Here is a 19,505-nt window from a genome sequence, read left to right as displayed (position 1 = left end):
CCAAGAAGCTTCTTGCATTAAAAATTCACTAGTAACTAATAACTTAGAGCTTTAAACTATTCCTTCATGAGCGGGAGCGCCACGTCGATGCGGCGCAAAACCTCTTGTTTGCCGATGATCTCGAACATTTCCCAAAGGCCGGGGCCTGCGGTAACGCCGGAGACAGCCAGGCGCGGGGCGCCCACCAGTTCGCCCACCTTGTGGCCGCAGCGTTCAGCAAGATCGTAAAAACCCTTTTCGATGACCGGCGTCTTGAAGTCGTCAATGGAAGCGAGCATGTCGCGCACGAGGGTCGCCAGTTCCTTGGATCCTTCGCCAAAGTGCTTCTTTGCGCCCTTCTCGTCGTAAGTCGTCGGCGCGACAAAGAAGTACACCGCCATGTCGGCCAGGTCCTGCACAAAATGGGCGCGCGGCTTGAGCTGCTTCACGATCTCGTCGAGGCGTTCTTCCGGCTCCTTCGAGAGGTCAATACCCTTCGCAGCCAAGCCTTCCTTCATGATTCCCTTGAGGAAGGCGTCGTCGCACAGGTGAATGTGCTGGCCGTTCATCCACTGCAACTTCTTTTCGTCGAACATGGCGGACTTCGGGTTGATGCGTTCCAGCGTAAAGCAGTCGATCATCTCATTCACGGTCATGACCTCGCGATCGTCACCTGGGTTCCAGCCGAGGAGCGCGAGGTAGTTCATGAGCGTTTCGGGCAGGTAGCCGAGGTCGCGGAATTCGCCTACGGATGCGGCGCCCTTGCGCTTGCTAAGCTTGCCGCCGTTCTTGTCGAGAATCACCGGAAGGTGGCACCATACGGGCGGTTCCCAGCCAAACGCCTTGTACAAAAGCATATGCTTGGGCGTGGAGCTGATCCATTCATCGCCGCGCAGCACGTGGGTCGTACCCATCAGGTGGTCGTCGACGACACTTGCAAAGTGGTACGTCGGGTAACCGTCGCGCTTGATAAGCACCAGGTCGTCCAGAAGTTCGTTCTGGTACTCAATGTGGCCGCGGATCATGTCGTCGAACTCCGTGACGCCCGTCTCGGGGACCTTGAGGCGGATGACGTACTTTTCGCCGGCGGCGATGCGCGCCTCAGCCTCTTCGCGACTAATGTTACGGCAATGGCGGTCATAACCCGTCACGGGCACATGGCTCTTTTCCTGCTCGGCACGGACTTCCTGCAGGCGCTCCTCGGTACAAAAACAGTAGTAGGCGTCGCCGGAATCCAAGAGCTTCTTGATTTCCCTGTGGTAAATGTCCAGGCGCTCGCTCTGGAAGTACGGGCCGCAATCGCCTTCGCAACCCGGGCCCTCGTCCCACTGGAGGCCCATCCACTTGAGGTCGCGCATCAGGTCGTGCAGGGCGGCTTCGTTGTAACGCTTGCGGTCGGTGTCCTCGATACGCAGGTAGAACGTGCCACCCGTGGCCTTGGCAAAAAAGTAGTTGTAAATGGCGGTACGGGCGCCGCCCACATGCAGGTAGCCCGTGGGGCTGGGGGCAAAACGGACACGGACAGGACGAGATTCAGACATGATATCCTCTTTGAAAATGGTCAAATTTCGTCACAAATTTAGCAAAAAAGCAAAAAAAAGACCCGCCCTCAGGGCGATACGACCGATTTTCCGACTTTTGCCATCACCAAAGCCGCAAACCACCGAATCTTTGCTATCTTTTTGAGCATCAAAGAGTTACAGACCACTTTTTAACAAGGATACGAGTCAATGGAAGCATTGAACGCATTTCTCGATACCGTGGACGGATTCGTGTGGGGCATCCCGCTCATCGCCGTCATCTTGTTCGTGGGCCTCCTGCTCACCATGCGCCTCGGCGTACTGCAAATCACCAACCTCAAGAACGCCTTGCGGTATGTTATCCGCAACGAGAAGGATGGCGAGGGCGAAGTCTCCAGCTTTGCCGCCCTCTGCACGGCGCTCGCGGCGACCGTCGGCACCGGCAACATCGTGGGTGTCGCGACCGCCATCGGTACCGGTGGACCGGGAGCCCTCTTTTGGATGGAAGTCGCCGCTTTTCTCGGCATGGCGACCAAGTACGCCGAAGGGCTTCTCGCCGTCAAGTACCGCAAGGTCGATACCGACGGCAAAATCCTGGGCGGCCCCTTCTACTACATCGAGACCGGCATCAAGGAGCGCTTTGGGCTGAACTTCAAGTGGCTCGCCGTGATGTTCGCCGTGTTCGGCGTCCTCGCGGGCCTGCTCGGCATCGGCACCATCACGCAGGTGAACGGTATCGCCTCGGCCGTCGCGACCGTCATCCCCACCTCCGAATTCGTGAACATCAGCGGCAACTCCATCTCGTACTCCACCGCGCTTGCGGGCCTCTTGGTTACGCTCTTTGCGGCAGCCGTCATCATCGGCGGACTCAAACGCATCGCGAAGGTCTCCACGCTCATCGTGCCCTTTATGGCGATTTTCTACATCATCTTCTGCCTGCTCATCATCGGCCTCAACCTCTCGCAGGTGACTACCGCCATCGAGACCATCATCCGCGCCGCGTTTAACCCGAGCGCCGTGACCGGCGGCGTGGTGGGCACCATCTTTATCGCCATGCAAAAGGGCATCGCCCGTGGCATTTTCAGCAACGAGGCGGGCCTCGGTTCCGCCCCCATTGCCGCTGCCGCCGCCCGCACCAAGGAACCGGTACGCCAGGGACTCGTATGCATGACGGGAACCTTCATCGACACCATCGTCATCTGCTCCATGACGGGCATCGCCATCGTGGTGACGGGCGCCTGGAGCCCGGAACTCGGCCTCCAGGGAGTGAACATCACGCTCGAAGCCTTCACCCGCGGACTCTCCATTTTCCCGGCGGGTGCGACCATCGCCCCGTTCGTGCTCACCATCGCGCTCGTGTTCTTTGCATTCACGACCATCCTCGGCTGGGCCTACTACTCGGAACGCTGCCTCGAATACCTCGTGGGCCGCGGCAAAAAAGGCGCCATCCTCGCTTACCGCTGGCTTTACATCGCCGCCGTGTTCGTGGGCCCCTACCTCACGGTGAGCGCCGTGTGGACCAGCGCCGACATCTTCAACGGGCTCATGGCCTTCCCGAACCTCGTTGCTCTGATTCTACTTTCCGGCATTGTCGCCCGCGAGACGAAGAAGTTCTTCGTGAAGCTCGAGAAGGAGAGGAACTAGCCTAAGGCTAGAAGCCGCAGTACAAGGGGGGGGGCATCCCCCCTTTTTTTGTTTTCGGCTGTTTTTTTTCTTGACTATCGCCCCTTGTTGATTTATTTTTACAACGAATAATCCTCTAAGGAGACCGCCCTATGAAGAAATTCGCTCTCTTGGCCGGAACCTGCGCCCTGTTCTTTTTCGTCGCCTGCGGTGACGATTCCTCCACAAGCGCGTCGAAAAACGACTCGCCCAGCACCGCCGAAATCACTCCCCCAAAAGATACGGCTCAGGTCGATTCCGGTTGCACCGTCAAGGAATCCGCAGAAGGCTTCGACATTATCTGCAACGGGGATTCCATCGACACCATCCACGACGAGGAGACCGAACAGGGGACCTGCCACGTGAAGGACACCGTCAACACGTCCGGGAACGCCGGGGTGAGAATTACCTGCGGGGATTCCACGCGTGTCGTATGGTCCGCCACGACCGACAAGGACGAAAGTTCATCTTCCACCAAAGAAGAAAAAGTTTCAAGCGGCACGGAAAACGGATCTTCAGCCAGCAAAGATGAAAACGTCTCGAGTGGCACGGAAAACGGATCTTCAGCCAGCAAAGATGAAAACGTCTCGAGTGGTAATGAAAACACATCCTCGTCAAGTCAAAAGGAATCCTCTGAAAAGAGTTCTTCTTCCGTAAAGTCGTAGGATTCTTCCTCATCCGTAAAACCGGGAAATTCCTCGTCTTCCGCAAAACCGGAAAGTTCTTCCGTCAATGAAGAATCATCTTCATCCAGTTCTGAAGAAACCCATTCTTCCTCGGTATTGATGGTTCCTCCACTAGACACCCTAACTTGCAATTCAAAAAAATACACAACCGATACCGCCTTCTGCTTCAGGAGTCGACTGAGTGGAAACTATGCCGTCTACAAGCTATGCGGCGAAGCTGAATACGACCCGGAAGTCGCAACCTGTGACGGGGGAACTATCAAGGTGGAATGCGGCGGTACCGCCTATGACACCTTGCAGAAAGTTTGCCTGAAAAATACACTCTATCCACTGACCGCCACCGAAAAGGGAATCGAAGGCGTTTACATTGGCGCAAACGACACCACTTACGATAGCGACAATAGCATTGTCAGCGTAAAACCAATCTATTTTGCCAAGGCCAACCTGCTTTTGATCAAGAAAGGCGAAGGCAACTACGAAGGCGTAGTCCCTGCGTCCCCCGGAATAATTTCGAAGGGAGCACGCGTCAAGTACCACAACGAGATGTACTACGATATCGAAGCCGACACCTTGGACCTGTTCGTCCATGGGGACACAAGCGGATACTTCTACTTGGAGGAGATAATCAATAGTAGCGATATAGCTGGCAACGATGCCTACGACATCGCCCGGGCCAAGCTGGGCGGGAAATGGAGATTACCGAGATATGACGAAATATGGTACTTATACCGCTACCGATACTTTGGAGGAGCCACTACAGAGACGATTATCGACCACCACACCGTTTGCTATAACCATATCGACCCTATCCACAAGACCGAAATCGCCCTCCCTAAAGCGGGCTACTATAACGAAACAGGCTTTGTCAACAATTCTCATGGCTATAGGCTTGATAGAGCCGGAAATTCTTTTGTACCATCAAACTTTAATACTAATGGCGGGGCGATTAGATACGGTTTCGCAGTCCGCCCGGTATTTACCGGCGACTAGGGAATTGAAAAATCTATAGTCCCATCATCCCGCAGAGTTCGTCGCCAATGGCGCCCTGGTTGATGGTGACCATGATTATCTTTTGTTCCAATTCACTTGGCGGGTCCATGGGGCCCGTTTCTTTTTGTGTACCGCGCACCAGCAGTTCGCCAAGCGCGACATGCAGCGCGAGCGATGCATCGATGTACTTGAGGTGCGTCGGTTCTTCCAAGATAAAGTTCAGCGGTTTCTTTTCGGCGAGCACGCGGGCTGCCGGAACACCCGGCCCATATTCGTCTTCCACGCCCATGTTGGCAAGCACTGCATCCGAGGCGAGCAAGGCCTCCACGATTTGCGGGTGGTCAAGCGCTCCCTTCACGCCTGTCGCCGTCACCACGAGGCGGGACTCCGCAATCGCACTGGAAACGGCGGCGTAGTCGCGAAAATCTAGGACGGCAACCCCGTTCTGCGAAAGCACCTGCGAAAAATCGTTCGCGCCGCCAGCCCTTTGCGTATCGGTCGCGACGGTCACCGCGCACCCGCGACGTACGCCCTGCAAAGCGATTCCCGACCCCACCTTGCCGCTTCCAAAAACAAGTAGCCTTGTTGCCGGGGGCGTACCCCCCTCCGACGCCCCCTCCGCAAAGCCAAGCTGCTCCAACGCCCTAAAGTAGCCCTCGCCCGTGCCAAGGCACGTTTCAATACGCTTAACGATTCCGCTATCGGCCACGTAAACAGGCAGCGAGGATTTTTCAAAAAACTGGACGCCGCTGCGGGTCAGTTCCACAAAGCCGTGACGCGGGTGGCACGCCGAGAATTGCCCGGCGCAGTCCAGGATCAGGTCAAAAAAGGCGCCTTCGGATTCGCCCGCCAGGACCTCGGCGGGGGTAAGCAAGGGGATGCCGCTTTCACGGAGCAGGTCGACGATCTTTGCATCGCAGGGCATGGACGTACCGCCCTCCCCCCCAGCACGACCGGCGACAAGTCCTGCACCGCCCGCAAGCAAGGCGCGATACTCAAGCAGGGTGTTTCTGAAGATGGGGGTCGCCACCAGCACGCGGAGGCCCTCGAAGGGGCGCGACTGCCTCCACTCCGCCGAAAGGGAGTCCAAGGCGGGGTATTCGCGGTGTGTATATGCAGAATTTACAATCTCGTCGAACAGCATTTCACTAATATAGCTAGAATTTTTGCGCTATTCTGCTCAAAAAAGGCATTTTTGCGTTGCAAACCTATACAACGAAAACTCCCCCCAAAAAGGGGAAAACATGGTTCCCGAATCTATTTTTAACATAGATACAAAAGGGTATGATTATGGACAAAAAAATTCTCTCTTCTCTTCTCGCCTTTTCGTTTGGTTGCGGCATGGTCTACGCCCAGACGGCCGAAATCGGTACTTGGGCAGGCTTCCGCAAGGGCGCAGCTTCCTTTACGTTTGACGATGGCGCGCCGAGCCACGTGAGCGACGCAGGTCCGATGTTCAAGAAGTACGGCTACAAGGCAACCTTCAACGTGGTTTACAACTGGAACCCCGACTGGAACGGTTTCCAGGGACTTGCCAATGAGGGGCACGAAATCGCAAGCCACAGCAATAGCCACGGCAATAACATGAGCGGCGAGGAAGCCTCTTCCAAGACAAATATCGGGGGCAGAATCAAGCAGAAATACGGTATCATCACGGTCGCCTATCCGAACTGCAACGTTCCTAACGAAAGCGCAGTCAAGCAGAACTACATCGTAGGCCGTATCTGCAACGGCAGCTGGAAGGGCATGAATGATGAAATGGGCAAGGACGGCCCCTCCAACTGGGCTCAAACCCCCGCCACCATGACCGGTGACGAAGGCCAGCTCAAGACCACGAACGACTTTACCGGCAGAATGCAGAAAGTCATCCAGAGCAACGGCTGGGCAGCATTCCTCACCCATGGTTTCCAGGGCAAGCAAAACGGCAACGCCAACTACTCGCCGACGGATATCAACGCCATCGATGGTGCCCTCAAGTGGGCCCAGCAGAACGACAAGGACATCTGGGTCGCTCCGATGGGATTTGTCGCCATGTACATCAAGGAACGCAATGCCTCCAAGGCAGAAGCTTCTACGAGCGGCGGCAACATCACGGTCAAGCTGACCCACAACATCAAGGACAACATTTCCGACTACGACTACCCGCTCTCCCTGCGCGTCAAGTACAGCGGCTCCACGGCCAACGTGACGCAGGCGGGCGCCAAGCTTGAATCCAAGATTGACGGCGGCTACGTGTACTTCGACGCCGTGCCGAACGAAGGCGACATCGTCATCGCGGGCGAAGGCGGCTCGGGTCCCATTCCAGAATCCTCTAGCAGCGTAGAAATTCCGCAGACTTCCAGCAGCAACACGCCGGTATCCTCATCATCCCGCAACAATCCGTGGGGACAATCTTCCTCGTCTGCAACCAATCCGTGGGGTCCGAATCCGTGGGGTCCGCAATCTTCTTCGACCACCGCACTCACGGCTGAAACTGTGGACTTCTCCGCGGTTGCCGTCTACAGGACCGCAGACAACTACATCGAAGTTTCCGGCGCAAAGGGCATGCCGATTACGGTATACAACCACATGGGTCAGGTTATCCGCACCACACGCGGGCTCGGCATGGTACAGAAGGTGTTCTCTGGCGCGAAGGGCAAGTACCTCGTGAAAGTCGGCAACAAGACGTTCAAGGTTTCTCTCTAAATCCACACAAATCAAAAAAAACGACGCTCTTCAGAGCGCCGTTTTTTTTTGCATTTTCCTAGGCGAGACTGCCCGCGCTAAAAGCGCGGAGTCTCAGTAACAAAGAACGCGAACCGAAGCCGTACAAATAGTACGGCGAGTGCGAGCGTGATGCAGTATCGCGAAGCTTATAAAGCTATATCAATAATTCGCCTAGAAGCGAGCCAGACAAAGAACGCGAACCGAAGCCGTACAAATAGTACGGCGAGTGCGAGCGTGATGCAGTATCGCGAAGCTTATAGGCGAATTAGACTAGGTGGAGAATTTCTTGTTGGTATGCGCCTCCACCACGTTCACCACGTAGTCGCCCAGCTTTTCGCAGTCGTTCACCACGTCCATGTAGTGCACGCCCATCTGGTAGCTGTATTCCTGGTTCTCGATATCGGTGACGTTCTTCTCCTTGAGGAGCTTGCGGTAGTCGTTGATTTCGTTCTCCAGGTTCAGCGTGCGGTTCGCATCGGCCGATGCATAATCGCTAATGACATCAACCATGTTCGTGAGCGCATTGTCGCAAAGTTGCATGATATGCTTGATATGGCCGTACTGGTTCTCCGTAAAGTCTTCCTTGCTGCGGAACTTGCGGTTGATGGCACGGGCCATGTTGTAGCAGGAGTCGCCGATGCTTTCGATTTCAGAAATTTCCCTGAGCATCGACTGGATGTTCGTCTTACTTTCGGGACTCAGGCGGCCTTCCGAAACCTTGTTAAGGTAGTTCGCAATCTCGATTTCCATATTGTCGCTGATGCCTTCGTACTTCTCGATGCGGGCAAACAGCTTGACGAATTCGTTTTCGTCCTTCATCTCGAGCAGTTCGGGCACCATGCGGAACATTTTTTGCGTGCGGGCCGCAAACAAGTTAATTTCCTTGCGGGCTTCAAAAAGCGAAAGTTCTGCGGTACTCATGAGGCCCGCGCTGATAAACTTGACCTTGAAATCTTCGCCATCTTCTTTTTCGCGGATAATCTTGCAGATGATTTTTTCCATCGGCTTGATGAACCAGATGAGGATAAGCACGTTGCAGAGGTTGAACGCCGTATGGAAGGCAGATAGCGCGTAGGTCACACGAACGCTCGCCTGGGCAACTTCTTCTTCGGAATGCGGTACGAAATTCGGGTCGAACCCTACAATGCTGCACACCATGTTCACGAACGGGCGGAACACAATCAACACCCACACCACGCCGAACACGTTAAACAACATGTGGGCCAAGGCCGCGCGCCTCGCCTGCGTACTTGCCGAAAGGGCCGCAAGGTTCGACGTCACCGTGGTACCGATGTTTTCGCCCATCACGAGCGCAATGCCCTGGTAAATCGGGAGCACGCCGCTACTGCAGAGCAAGAGCGTAATCGCCATGATGGCGGCAGACGACTGCACGCACATGGTAAGGATGCTGCCCAGCAACAAGAAGAGGAGCGTGCTGAAGATGCCCCAGCCGCCGGTCGTCGAGAAGAAGTTGATTACGGCCTGGTTGTGGGCCAAGTCCATCGCCACTGCATTTTCGCGCAGCGTAGTAAGGCCGAGGAACATGAACGCGAAACCGAACACGAATTCGCCGATACTCTTGGTCGAGTTCTTCTTGGTGTAAGAAAGGATGATGCCGAGTGCGAAGAACGGCCACACCACCGAGCTCATGTTGAACTGGAACCCGAATATCGACATGATCCACGCCGTGGCAGTGGTACCGATGTTCGCGCCCATAATAACAGGAATGGCCTGACTCAATGTGAGCAGGCCAGCGTTAACGAAGCTTACGGTAAGGACGGTCGTGGCGGTAGAAGATTGCACCGAGGCCGTAACGAACGTACCTGTGAGGAGGCCTCCGATACGGTGCTTGGTCATGGTGCCAAGGACTGCGCGGAGGTGACCGCCGGTGAGTTTCTGCAAGCCTTCGCTCATCGTCTTCATGCCGAACATGAGGAGCGCAAGGCAACCGATCATTTTGAGAATTGCAAGAATCATACTTTAAATCCAATCCTAATTTCAGTACCGAATCCGACAGCCGAATTCAGTTGTATTGTTGCGTGGAGAACTTCCGCTATGTGCTTTACGATAGCAAGCCCGAGCCCCGTTCCACCTGTTTCCTTGGAACGGCTCTTGTCTACGCGGTAAAAGCGCTCAAAGACACGCGACTGGCATTCTTCCGGAATGCCGATGCCGGTATCCTTCACCACGATAGCGCCCGGTTCAACAATAACGGCAACCTTGCCGCCTTGCTCCGTATAGCGAATGGAGTTATCCACTAGGTTAAAGACCATCTCGTAAAGCAGTTTCGAGTTTCCCTGGATTTCCGCAGCCTTATCGCCATCCAGCGAGACTGATACGGATTTTTTGCTTGCCTTCAGGCTAAGGTCCTCGACGCAGCCGTGCGCCACGTTCCAGAGGTTGACCTTTTCGTTCAGGTCAAACAGTTCGCCTTGTTGCCCATCCAGTTTCGAGAGCGTGATGATGTCGTTCGCGATGGACTGCAGGCGGAGCGCTTCCTTGTGGATTTTGCCCGCAAACATCTTGACATCTTCAGGTTTTGCCATGTCGTTCTCGATAAGTTCCGCATAGCCCGAAATAGAGGTCAACGGCGTCTTCAGCTCGTGAGAAGCATTCGCCGTAAACTCGTCCTTCAGGTGCGTTATCTTCTGCTTTTCGTTCGAGAGCTGCTCGATGGTCAACTGCAGCTCAAGATCCTGCTTGCGTATGGTATTGACAAGCGGTGCGATTTCCTTGTAGACGTTCTCGATTTTCATCCACTCGGGAGTTCCCAACTGGTCCACTAGCTTTTGTAGCGGACTAATGAAGGCTCGGCTAAGCCCGATTGCAATGAGAATTGCCGCAGCGACAATGGCCGCCAACAAAACAATAAGGTACGGAATCGTCTTGGAAAATACCTGCTGCAAGTTCGCCTGGCGCATTCCGAGGCGCAGCACCTTGCCATCATTCAGGCGCTTGGCAAAGTAGAACACCTTTGCCTGCAAGGTAGAGGAATAGCGGAGATCTTCGCCAGCCCCTTTCGCAAAGGCATCTATGACCTCTTCGCGGTCATTGTGATTTTCCATCTTGACCGTTTCGGCATCGCTATCGTAAAGGATTCCTCCCTTCGAATCGATGAGCGTTATGCGAAGGTCCTTGCTTGCAAACTTTGAAAGCTTTTGAGGCTCGTCGCCAAGGGCTTCCCCGACATACGCAGTCTCTATCAGGCGCAAGTTCTCGCGAAGTTGGCTCTTGAGCTGGCCCGCCATTTCCCCTTCAAAAACCTGCATTGTAAAGTAAACCGCACACAGGGCTGCAATCACCCCCATATAGATCAAGCTATATCTTATGCGGTCCTTCATTGCGCCTTGTAACCTACATTGCGGACGGTTTGAATGATGGACCCTTGCTCACCCAATTTTTGTCGGAGGGTCTTGATGTGCATATCCACCGTTCGAGTGTCCATCTTGAAATCGATGCCCCAAATCTTTTCCAGAATCTGCTGCCTGGAATAGACGAGCCCCGGTTGAGACATGAGAAGTTTCAGGAGCTCGTATTCCTTATAGGTGAGTTCCACGTTCCCGCCATCGGCGGTAACGATGCGCTTGCCCATATCGATGCAAACACCCCCGAGCGATAGCGAAGTCTGTTCCTCGGAATCGGCTTTCAGCGTGCCCGCACGGCGGAGCAGTGCCTTGACGCGCGAAATGAATTCCAGAATACCGAAAGGCTTTGCAATGTAATCGTCCGCACCCGCGTCGAGACCCTTGACCTTTTCGATTTCAGAGCCCTTGGCAGTAATCATGATGACAGGGACACTCTTAGTAGCGTCCTGTGCGCGGAGGCGCCTCAGAATACTTAGGCCATCTTCTCCCGGCAACATGATATCGAGAATAATCAGGTCGGGCACGCATGTCTTGACAGCCTCGTCTAAGCCCTTCCCGCAGTCGAAAGCGTTCACATCAAAACCGCTACTTTTAAGCGCGTAGGCTTCCATCTCGCGGATTTCGGAATCGTCTTCAACAATGTAGATTGTATTCATAGTTTGCGGATTATCCAATCACCAAGATAAAAACACAATACAGTCAATGCAATGTCTAAAACAAAAACTTCGCAAAGGTTTTATTTATACTTTACATGGATTTTACAAATCAGACTTTGACTAGAAAAGCCTATCTTCAAAATTCACCTAGAAACGAGCAAGGTCCTAATCTATATCTTGAAACGGAAACAAGTTTCCGACAAGATATGATTACGACATCCTTCGACGAACAATGGGCAAAGCCCATTTCCCGCGCTAAAGCGCGGAGTCTCAGTAGCAAAGAGCGCGAACCGAAGCTGTATAAAAATACAGCGAGTGCGAGCGCGATGCCGTATGGCGACATTTATAGGCAAATTTATGTAGAGAATTTCTTGTTGGCGTGAGCCTCTACCACATTCACCACGTAGTCGCCCAGCTTTTCGCAGTCGTTCACCACGTCCATGTAGTGCACGCCCATCTGGTAGCTGTACTTCTGGTTTTCGATATCGTCGACATTCTTCTCCTTGAGGAGCTTGCGGTAGTCGTTAATCTCGTTTTCCAGGTTCAGCGTACGGTTCGCATCCACCTGCTGGCTATCGTCGAGAACAGCTATCATATGCTCGAGCGCCTTGTCGCACAGGCCCATGATATGCTTGATATGCTCGTACTGCTCCGCGGTAAAATCTTCCTTGCTGCGGAACTTGCGGTTGATGGCGCGCGCCATGTTGTAACAGGAATCGCCAATGCTTTCGATTTCAGAAATTTCCCTGAGCATCGACTGGATGTTCGTCTTACTCTCCGGGCTCAGGCGGCCTTCGCTCACCTGGTTCAGGTACTTCGCAATCTCTATTTCCATGTTGTCGCTGATGCCTTCGTACTTCTCGATGCGGGCGAACAACTTCACGAAGTCGTTCTCTTCCTTCATTTCGAGCAGGTTCGGTACGAAGTTGAACATCTTGCGAGTGCGGGTCGCAAACAGGCTGATTTCCTTGCGGGCCTCAAGGAGCGAGAGTTCCGGAGTGCCCATCAGGCCTGAGCTAATGAAGTGCAGGCGGGAATCTTCCTCTTCATCGGATTTCTTGGGCTTAATGACCCTGCAAACAAATTTTTCGATGTACTTGATGAACCAAATCTGGATGAATGTGTTCGAGACGTTGAACGCCGAGTGGAACGTGGCGAGCACCACGGAAATCTTCGCAAGGTTCTTTTCGTAACCCGGTTCGCCCATGTGGATGGAGAGGTCGAAGCCAACCACGTTACAGACGGCAGCGAGGAACCACTTGAGCACGATGATTACCCAGATAACGCCTATCACGTTAATCGTAAAGTGAGCAAGGGCCGCGCGGCGAGCCTGCGTATTGGCGGAAAGCGCCACGATGTTCGCGGTAATCGTCGTACCGATGTTTTCGCCAAGCACGAGCATGATGCCCTGGTCAATATGGAGCACGCCGGTGGAGCAGAGGATCATCGTGATGGCCATGATGGCGGCAGAAGACTGCACGCACAGGGTAAGCACCGTACCCATCACGAGGAAGAACAGCGAGTTGAAGAAGTTCGGGTCGCTGAAGCGGGCAAAGAACGAACTGATGGAAGCGCTCGCACCCGGATCCTGTACTACCGCGAAACCAGTTTCCTTGAGGGTCGTAAGACCGAGGAAGAGGAAACCGACACCGAACAGGAACTCGCCTAGCACGCGCTTCTTGTTCAGGTACACGAGAATGATACCGATGAAGAACGCCGGGTAGACGAAGTTCGCGATGTTGAACGAGAACCCGAGGCTCATGATCCATGCCGTTACCGTCGTACCGATGTGGGCGCCGAGGATAATCGAGATGGCCTGCATGAGCGTAAGGAGCCCCGCATTAACAAAAGAGACCGTCATCAACGTGGTGGCGGTCGAACTTTGTACTGAGGCTGTAACGAACATGCCGGTGAGCATCCCCGTGAAACGGTTCGTGGTCATGGTTCCGAGCACATGTCTGAGCTGCGGACCGGCCATTTTTTGCAAAGCCTCGCTCATGGACTTCATACCGAACATGAGCAGGGCTAGGCACCCTAACATTTTTAACGCCATCCAAGTCATAATTATAGGACCTTCCTATGAAGCGCCACTACCGGATCATCGTCGCTGCCTTTCAGCTAGTTCGGGCTCATGGCGGTGAATTGTTGATTGTAAAGCTGGCGTAAAATATAGAAAAAATTAGGTAAAATTTAACCACCAAAAAAAATGGTAAACCAAACTCGTTGAATTAGGGACAACGAGAGCCTCGTACCCCGAGCCTTTTTCCTTACAGACTTCTTACCATGGCAACGGCCTGGCTCGCAATGCCCTCGCCCCGGCCCGTAAACCCGAGTTTTTCGGTCGTGGTGCCCTTGATGCCAATCTGCCTGATATCCAGGCCCAGCACGCGGGCGATGTTCGCCTTCATGGCGTCCTTGTGCGGGTTCACCTTCGGGCGCTCGCACATCACGATGCTGTCGATGTTCACTATTTCGAAGCCAGCCTTGTGGACTTCCTCGCCCACCTTGCGCAACAGTTCCAGGCTGTCGGCGCCCTTGAACGCAGGGTCGGTATCCGGGAAATACGTACCAATGTCGCCGAGGCCCGCGGCTCCCAGAAGGGCGTCACTAATCGCATGGAGCAACACATCGGCGTCGCTGTGTCCAAGGAGACCCTTCTCGTACGGGATATCCACCCCGCCAATAATGCACTTGCGGCCTTCCACCAACTTGTGAACGTCAAAACCGATGCCCGAACGATAAATCTTGTCCATGTTCGTACCTTTTCTTTGTGAGCCGGGGCGAGCCTTACACTATCAGCGCAAGGCTCGGCATCACTCCGACCAAAAGGAGTGCCAGGCCAGCAATAGCCACGCCGAACTTGAGCAGGTAACCGTAAGACGGGTTCGTCCCCTTGCAGCAGCACTTTTCCTCTTCACAGTCGCACTTGCGCGGAGCGAACAGGGCGTATGCTACACGGAGGTAGTAAACCGCAGCCACCAGGGAAAGCGCAAAGCCAAAGGCGGCGAGCTTGCCAAGGCCGGCACTAAAGGCGTCCGTGAACAAGGTGAACTTGGCGAGGAACCCGGCCACCGGCGGGAGGCCGGCAAGGCTTGCCAAGCAAACCGTAACACTCAAGGCAACAAACGGACGGCGGCGTCCTACGCCCTGGATATCATCGAGATTTTCCTTCTTGTCTTCCCTGCCAGAGAGGTAAGCGATACCCGTGAGGGCACCCGCACTCGCCACGGCGTAGGTCACAAGGAAGTAGACCATGGGGCCGAGCTGCACAGAACCGTTACCGGCATAGTTCGGGAGCAAGAAACCGATTGCAATGAAGCCGGCGTTCATCACGGCAGAGAACGCCATAATGCGGCGGATGGACTTTTGAGCCAAGCCGCTAAAGGCGCCAACGACCATGGAGAGGATGGCGACAACCAAGACCACCAAGTAAAGCGAACGCGACTGGCTACCGATTGTGACCGGCTCCGCCAAATTCCAAGCAGGGGCGGTCGCAGCCTTGGTCACCAAAAGGCCAAGCCACACAGAACCGAGAGCCGCCAAGGCGCCCACCTTCACGACGGCGGCCATAAAGCCCGTCACGGCGACAGATGCGCCCGTGTAGACGTCGGCCACCCAGAAGTGGAACGGAGCAGCGCCCGCCTTAAAGAGCAGGCCAAAGATCACGAACAAGATGCCCACGGCAAAAATCGGGCCACGGCCATCGAGAATCGAGGCAAAGAAATGCGTACTGCCGGTAGCGCCATAAATCATGGCGACACCATAGAGGTACAAGGCGCTAAATACCGCACCCGAGACAAAGTACTTGAACACGCCTTCGCCAGCGTTTTCTTCGTGACGACGGATACCCACAAGAGCGTACACTGGGAAGCTAGTCAGTTCCATGCCGAGGAACAAGGCAACATAGTCAATCGCCTGCGTCATGAACAGCGCGCCGCAAGTCGCCAAGAGCAGGAGGCCGTAGGCTTCGCCACCCTTGAACTTTTCGCGGCCTAAAGTCCACTGAGTACCGGCCACACCGAGGAATGCGCAGAGGAGCACCGCGATACCGAGCAGACGGCGGACGGGATCCATGGCAAACAGGTTGTAGAGCGTATCGGTATTGACAAAGGCAAAACCGCCCATGCCAAATACAATGGCAATCGCCGCAATCCACGGGAGGATCTTGTGCTTGTTCTCGTCCTTAATGAACGGTTCGGCGGCAAGCGAAACAAGCGCGCCCACGGCGACGATGGCAATCGGCAAAAGGTTAATGAAATTAGTCATGGGAAGCCTCCTTGTCCAGAGCTTCAACATTTGTTTTGGCAGAATCCGTAGCGGCTGCGGAGCCGGCGGCCTTCGCCGCATCGGCGGAATCGGCGGCAGCCAGCTGGTCCGTCATGCCCGTCACCTGGGCAATGAGGGACTTGCGTTCCTCGTCGCTAAAGCCGTTCGCCTTGAGCGTCGAATCGAGCCGGGCGATTTCCTCGTCGGTCATCGCCTGCACCGGTTCATCGGCTTCTTCCTCGTCGGCATCTTCGGCATCGCCGTCGAGCATCTTGTTGACGTCAGCCATTTGTTCAACAGCCTGTTCATCGAACAAGTGGAGGGAATTGGTAATGAAGGCGGGATGGAAACCGAACACCAAGAGGAGCGCGGTCATGACGCCAATGGAGGCGCCTTCCAAACCAGAAATCCGCTTGCCTTCTTCGTATTCGCGAGCCTGCTTGCCAAAGATGACCTTCTGGATAAAGCGGAGCATGTAGGCGGCCGAGAGAATCATGCTGAAGCCCATGACCAAGGCCGGGAACGGCCCCATATCCCACAGGGAGAGGAGCACCGTGAATTCACCGACAAAGCCCGCCGTACCGGGAACCGCAAGGCTCATAATACCGGCAGCCCCAAAGAGGGTGCTGAACACAGGATTCTTGCTGGCGAGACCACCAAGCTGGTCGAGTTCGCGAGTGCCAGTCATGCGCTCGGCAACGCCCATCAAGAAGAACTGCGCACCGGCAGAAATTCCATGGGCGACCAAGAGAACGAGAACCGCGGGGAGCATCGCCTCCGAAAGGCTGAACACACCCGCCACGGCAAGACCCAAGTGGCTCATGGAGCTAAACGCCAACAGCTTTTTGCCGTCGGTGGCACGGAGCGCCATCAGGGCACCGTAAACAGCCGTCACAAGTCCCAGCCACATCATGACCGTGACCACGTTCATGGAGAGCGGGAAAATGGGGAGCACCCAGGCGATAAAGCCAAACACACCCGCCTTGCTCATGGCACCCGTGAGGATGGCCGAAAGCGGAGCCGGGGCCTCGGCATAGGTGATTGCCTGCCAACCGTGGAACGGGAAGATAGGAGTCTTCACAAGGAAGGCTAGCAAGAAGCTTGCGAGAATAACCATTTGCCTATCGGCCGGGAGGCTCTGCAGAGCGACCGCGAGGGAGAGCAACAAAGAGTTGTCAGCAATCGTGAGCAAGTACCACAAGGCGACCATCATCGGGGCGGAGCCCACCAACGTGTAAATAGCAAAGGTCATCGCGGCCTTGCTACGGTCCTTGCCGCCAAAGCCAGCGATAAGCACCGCGGCCGGAATCACCATGGCTTCGAAGAAGAAGAAGAACAGCACGGCATCGGCAGCGAGGAAGGTGCCGTTCATGGCGCCCATCAGGCTAAAGATGCCAATGGCGAAGTTGCGGTAGTTTTTGCAAGTTGTCGCGCGGGCAATAACAAGCGCCACAAGTGAGAGGGTGCAAGACAGGAACACCATCCAAGCACCCAGCCCATGGCTATACAGGTAATAGAAGACCGGGCCCTTGGTCCCGGGAATACGGAACCATTCCACGGGGTTGGTCGCCATGTTGCCGTTGGCCACAAGCATCACCGAGAGGGCGACAAAGCCAATGCCAAACAAGAACGCCAAACGCGAAGAAGAACTGGGGTCTTCCTTGGAAGTCGCCACCATGAGGATGGCGGCAATAAACGGGGCAATGACAAGGAGATGCAACAGCATTAGACAATCCCTCCAGTCAAAAGTACAACTAGAACAAGTGCGGCGACGCCTACTATGCTAAACGCCACCTGCAGGCGAACCTTGCGGACCTGGAAAACCGTAGCGCCGTCGCCCACGATTGTGGCAATAGCTCCGACAGTCCATTGGATAGCTTGCAAAATCTTGTCGACCACGACATCGCAAATCCAAGCCAATATGGTCACCGGAATGATGCCGCAATACTTGTGCAGGATATCGAAGAAGAACGTCCAAGTGGCCTTGTAGCCCTCGGGGGCAGAGGATCCCTTGGCGGCAGGAACACGGGCCTTGCCGTAAACCTTGTAGGCAATGAACATACCGACCAGAGCGGCAAGCGTTCCAAGACCGGCAAAGATCATCGGGTTCACATGGGCGTGCGCCGGGGCGTTGTAGGCCTGGGCAGCGCCAACCACCGGGGCGAGCGTCTCGCTAAAGAACTTGATGCCCATGGAATCGGCCCACAGGTAACCGGCAAAGATTGCACCGAACGCGAGCACCACCATCGGGATGAGCATCGAAGCCGGAGCCTCGTGAATATGCTCCTCGCTCTCCTTGGAACCGCGATACTCGCCAAAGAAAGTGAGGATCATCAGGCGGCTCATGTACACTGCGGTAATCACAGCCGTGAAGAGGCCGACTGTATAGAACACCACACCGGCAGAGCCGTTCATGAACAGCCTTTCCAAAATCAAGTCCTTGGACCAGAAGCCGGCAAAGCCCGGGAAGCCGATAATCGCGAGGAACGCGAAAATCATGACGCAAGCCGTCACCGGAGTCTTCTTGATAAGGCCGCCCATCTTGCGCATGTCCTGTTCACCGGCGAGCGCGTGGATCACGGCACCGGCGCCAAGGAAGAGCGCCGCCTTGAAGAAGGCGTGGGTGAATACATGGAAAATGGAGGCGTCATAGGCGCAAACGCCTGCCGCCATGAACATGTAGCCCAACTGGCTGATGGTCGAATAAGCGAGCACCTTTTTGATGTCATTCTGGAAGAGGCCTGCAATGGCGGCCCAGAGAGCCGTGAACATGCCGATGACCGTAATGATGTTCAGGATCAGCGGCAAAAGCGCGAACATATTGCCAAGGCGCGCCAACAGGTAGACACCGCTAGTCACCATCGTCGCCGCATGGATAAGGGCCGAAACCGGAGTCGGACCCGCCATGGCATCGGGAAGCCAAGTGAGGAGCGGAATCTGGGCGGACTTGCCCGTACAACCGATAAAGAAGAGAAGGCCTGCCAGAGAGAGTACCGGAATCACGATGTCGACATGGTTCCCGGCAACAATCATCTGGATAAACTGGTTCAGCGCATCGTAATTCAAAATGCCGGCGCCACCGATAGTGACGAGGCAGAGCATGCCGAGCAGGAACCCAATATCGCCAACGCGGTTCACAATGAAAGCCTTGTTCGCCGCCTTGCAGTTATTGAGGTCCTTGTTCCAGAAACCGATGAGCAGGTAAGAGCAAAGGCCCACGCCTTCCCAACCGAGGAACGTCAAGAGCAAGCTGTCGGAGAGCACGAGCACAATCATGCTGAAGAGGAAGAGGTTGATGTAGGCAAAGAAACGCGCAAAGCCGCGATCGCCATGCATGTAACCAATCGAGTACAGCGTGATGAGGGTGCCGATGCCCGTCACAAAGAGGAGCATGATGCGTGAAAGACCGTCGAACAGGAATCCGAAATCGGCCTTGAACATGGGAATGTCAATCCAGTTGCAAAGCGTTTCGCGAATGCCGGCCTCGGGCATGGAGTAAGCGAGGACCGCGACTACGGCAAATGAGAGCGCCGGGAAAATGACGGCAAGACCGCCAACGATTCCCTCATCGGGTCCCTTTTTGCTGGAAGCGGAAGTCACCGCGATAGCGCCCAGCAAGAGGGTCGCCACCAGCGGGAACAGAGGAATGAGCCAAAGCGGTAAATATGTCATAGC

The 19,505-nt window shown here is 55.0% G+C and carries 15 protein-coding genes; 4 read left to right on the top strand and 11 right to left on the bottom strand.

Annotated elements, in window-relative coordinates:
• Positions 1 to 56: 56 nt before the first annotated feature.
• Positions 57 to 1,520: a glutamate--tRNA ligase gene (gltX, locus tag BUB55_RS10410; RefSeq protein ID WP_073190941.1), complete on the bottom strand. Its 1,464-nt coding sequence runs from the start codon at positions 1,518 to 1,520 to the stop codon at positions 57 to 59.
• A 189-nt stretch (positions 1,521 to 1,709) separates the two neighbouring features.
• Between gltX and BUB55_RS10405 the strand changes: the two genes are divergently transcribed.
• Both BUB55_RS10405 and BUB55_RS10400 read left to right on the top strand, forming a co-directional pair.
• Positions 1,710 to 3,143 (top strand): alanine/glycine:cation symporter family protein, encoded by a 1,434-nt coding sequence (locus BUB55_RS10405; RefSeq protein ID WP_073190895.1) that lies wholly within the window; start codon positions 1,710 to 1,712, stop codon positions 3,141 to 3,143.
• A 131-nt stretch (positions 3,144 to 3,274) separates the two neighbouring features.
• The gene (locus BUB55_RS10400; protein ID WP_073190892.1) at positions 3,275 to 3,826 is read left to right on the top strand and encodes a hypothetical protein; all 552 of its coding nucleotides are present in this window, start codon (positions 3,275 to 3,277) and stop codon (positions 3,824 to 3,826) included.
• On the opposite strand, the gene BUB55_RS14020 is transcribed toward BUB55_RS10400, so the two are convergent.
• Positions 3,781 to 3,966: a hypothetical protein gene (locus tag BUB55_RS14020; protein ID WP_143153010.1), complete on the bottom strand. Its 186-nt coding sequence runs from the start codon at positions 3,964 to 3,966 to the stop codon at positions 3,781 to 3,783. The two genes, BUB55_RS10400 and BUB55_RS14020, sit on opposite strands and share 46 nt — an antisense overlap.
• Between BUB55_RS14020 and BUB55_RS10395 the strand changes: the two genes are divergently transcribed.
• Positions 3,947 to 4,837: a hypothetical protein gene (locus tag BUB55_RS10395; protein WP_073190890.1), complete on the top strand. Its 891-nt coding sequence runs from the start codon at positions 3,947 to 3,949 to the stop codon at positions 4,835 to 4,837. The two genes, BUB55_RS14020 and BUB55_RS10395, sit on opposite strands and share 20 nt — an antisense overlap.
• A 13-nt stretch (positions 4,838 to 4,850) precedes the next feature.
• Here the strand turns inward: BUB55_RS10395 and BUB55_RS10390 are convergent, their stop codons facing one another.
• Positions 4,851 to 5,981: an adenosylhomocysteinase gene (locus BUB55_RS10390; protein WP_073190887.1), complete on the bottom strand. Its 1,131-nt coding sequence runs from the start codon at positions 5,979 to 5,981 to the stop codon at positions 4,851 to 4,853.
• Between the two features lie 146 nt (positions 5,982 to 6,127).
• Here BUB55_RS10390 and BUB55_RS10385 point away from each other — a divergent pair, with 146 nt between their 5' ends.
• On the top strand, positions 6,128 to 7,522 hold the full coding sequence (locus tag BUB55_RS10385) for a polysaccharide deacetylase family protein (protein ID WP_234971901.1): 1,395 nt from the start codon (positions 6,128 to 6,130) through the stop codon (positions 7,520 to 7,522).
• A gap of 291 nt (positions 7,523 to 7,813) precedes the next feature.
• On the opposite strand, the gene BUB55_RS10380 is transcribed toward BUB55_RS10385, so the two are convergent.
• From BUB55_RS10380 to nuoL, 8 genes are all read right to left on the bottom strand, one after another.
• A complete protein-coding gene (locus BUB55_RS10380; protein ID WP_073190882.1) occupies positions 7,814 to 9,520 on the bottom strand; it encodes a Na/Pi cotransporter family protein in 1,707 nt (568 codons plus the stop codon).
• Positions 9,517 to 10,851: a sensor histidine kinase gene (locus BUB55_RS10375; protein ID WP_234971900.1), complete on the bottom strand. Its 1,335-nt coding sequence runs from the start codon at positions 10,849 to 10,851 to the stop codon at positions 9,517 to 9,519. The genes BUB55_RS10380 and BUB55_RS10375 overlap by 4 nt, the downstream gene beginning before the upstream one ends.
• A gap of 29 nt (positions 10,852 to 10,880) precedes the next feature.
• Entirely contained in the window at positions 10,881 to 11,564 is a 684-nt protein-coding gene (locus BUB55_RS10370; RefSeq protein ID WP_073190877.1) for a response regulator transcription factor, read from the bottom strand.
• A gap of 355 nt (positions 11,565 to 11,919) precedes the next feature.
• Positions 11,920 to 13,629, bottom strand: coding sequence for a Na/Pi cotransporter family protein (locus BUB55_RS10360; RefSeq protein ID WP_369828164.1), 1,710 nt, complete (start codon positions 13,627 to 13,629; stop codon positions 11,920 to 11,922).
• A gap of 202 nt (positions 13,630 to 13,831) precedes the next feature.
• The gene (gene ispF / locus BUB55_RS10355; protein WP_073190866.1) at positions 13,832 to 14,317 is read right to left on the bottom strand and encodes a 2-C-methyl-D-erythritol 2,4-cyclodiphosphate synthase; all 486 of its coding nucleotides are present in this window, start codon (positions 14,315 to 14,317) and stop codon (positions 13,832 to 13,834) included.
• 34 nt (positions 14,318 to 14,351) lie between these two features.
• Positions 14,352 to 15,830 (bottom strand): NADH-quinone oxidoreductase subunit N, encoded by a 1,479-nt coding sequence (locus BUB55_RS10350; protein ID WP_073190864.1) that lies wholly within the window; start codon positions 15,828 to 15,830, stop codon positions 14,352 to 14,354.
• A complete protein-coding gene (locus BUB55_RS10345) occupies positions 15,823 to 17,556 on the bottom strand; it encodes a complex I subunit 4 family protein (RefSeq protein ID WP_083596977.1) in 1,734 nt (577 codons plus the stop codon). Before BUB55_RS10345 ends, BUB55_RS10350 begins: the two co-directional genes overlap by 8 nt.
• Positions 17,556 to 19,502: an NADH-quinone oxidoreductase subunit L gene (nuoL, locus tag BUB55_RS10340; RefSeq protein ID WP_073190861.1), complete on the bottom strand. Its 1,947-nt coding sequence runs from the start codon at positions 19,500 to 19,502 to the stop codon at positions 17,556 to 17,558. Before nuoL ends, BUB55_RS10345 begins: the two co-directional genes overlap by 1 nt.
• Between the last annotated feature and the right edge of the window lie 3 nt (positions 19,503 to 19,505).

This window comes from Fibrobacter sp. UWP2 (genome assembly GCF_900141705.1).
GTDB lineage: Bacteria > Fibrobacterota > Fibrobacteria > Fibrobacterales > Fibrobacteraceae > Fibrobacter.
This window is presented reverse-complemented; position numbering and strand designations above follow the sequence as displayed.

What these genes read in the sequence shown, in the direction of transcription:
- gltX (WP_073190941.1), bottom strand. Translation starts at nt 1,520, where the DNA reads ATGTCTGAATCTCGTCCTGTCCGTGTCCGTTTTGCCCCCAGCCCCACG.
- BUB55_RS10405 (WP_073190895.1), top strand. Translation starts at nt 1,710, where the DNA reads ATGGAAGCATTGAACGCATTTCTCGATACCGTGGACGGATTCGTGTGG.
- BUB55_RS10400 (WP_073190892.1), top strand. Translation starts at nt 3,275, where the DNA reads ATGAAGAAATTCGCTCTCTTGGCCGGAACCTGCGCCCTGTTCTTTTTC.
- BUB55_RS10395 (WP_073190890.1), top strand. Translation starts at nt 3,947, where the DNA reads ATGGTTCCTCCACTAGACACCCTAACTTGCAATTCAAAAAAATACACA.
- BUB55_RS10390 (WP_073190887.1), bottom strand. Translation starts at nt 5,981, where the DNA reads ATGCTGTTCGACGAGATTGTAAATTCTGCATATACACACCGCGAATAC.
- BUB55_RS10385 (WP_234971901.1), top strand. Translation starts at nt 6,128, where the DNA reads ATGGACAAAAAAATTCTCTCTTCTCTTCTCGCCTTTTCGTTTGGTTGC.
- BUB55_RS10380 (WP_073190882.1), bottom strand. Translation starts at nt 9,520, where the DNA reads ATGATTCTTGCAATTCTCAAAATGATCGGTTGCCTTGCGCTCCTCATG.
- BUB55_RS10375 (WP_234971900.1), bottom strand. Translation starts at nt 10,851, where the DNA reads ATGGGGGTGATTGCAGCCCTGTGTGCGGTTTACTTTACAATGCAGGTT.
- BUB55_RS10370 (WP_073190877.1), bottom strand. Translation starts at nt 11,564, where the DNA reads ATGAATACAATCTACATTGTTGAAGACGATTCCGAAATCCGCGAGATG.
- ispF (WP_073190866.1), bottom strand. Translation starts at nt 14,317, where the DNA reads ATGGACAAGATTTATCGTTCGGGCATCGGTTTTGACGTTCACAAGTTG.
- BUB55_RS10350 (WP_073190864.1), bottom strand. Translation starts at nt 15,830, where the DNA reads ATGACTAATTTCATTAACCTTTTGCCGATTGCCATCGTCGCCGTGGGC.
- BUB55_RS10345 (WP_083596977.1), bottom strand. Translation starts at nt 17,556, where the DNA reads ATGCTGTTGCATCTCCTTGTCATTGCCCCGTTTATTGCCGCCATCCTC.
- nuoL (WP_073190861.1), bottom strand. Translation starts at nt 19,502, where the DNA reads ATGACATATTTACCGCTTTGGCTCATTCCTCTGTTCCCGCTGGTGGCG.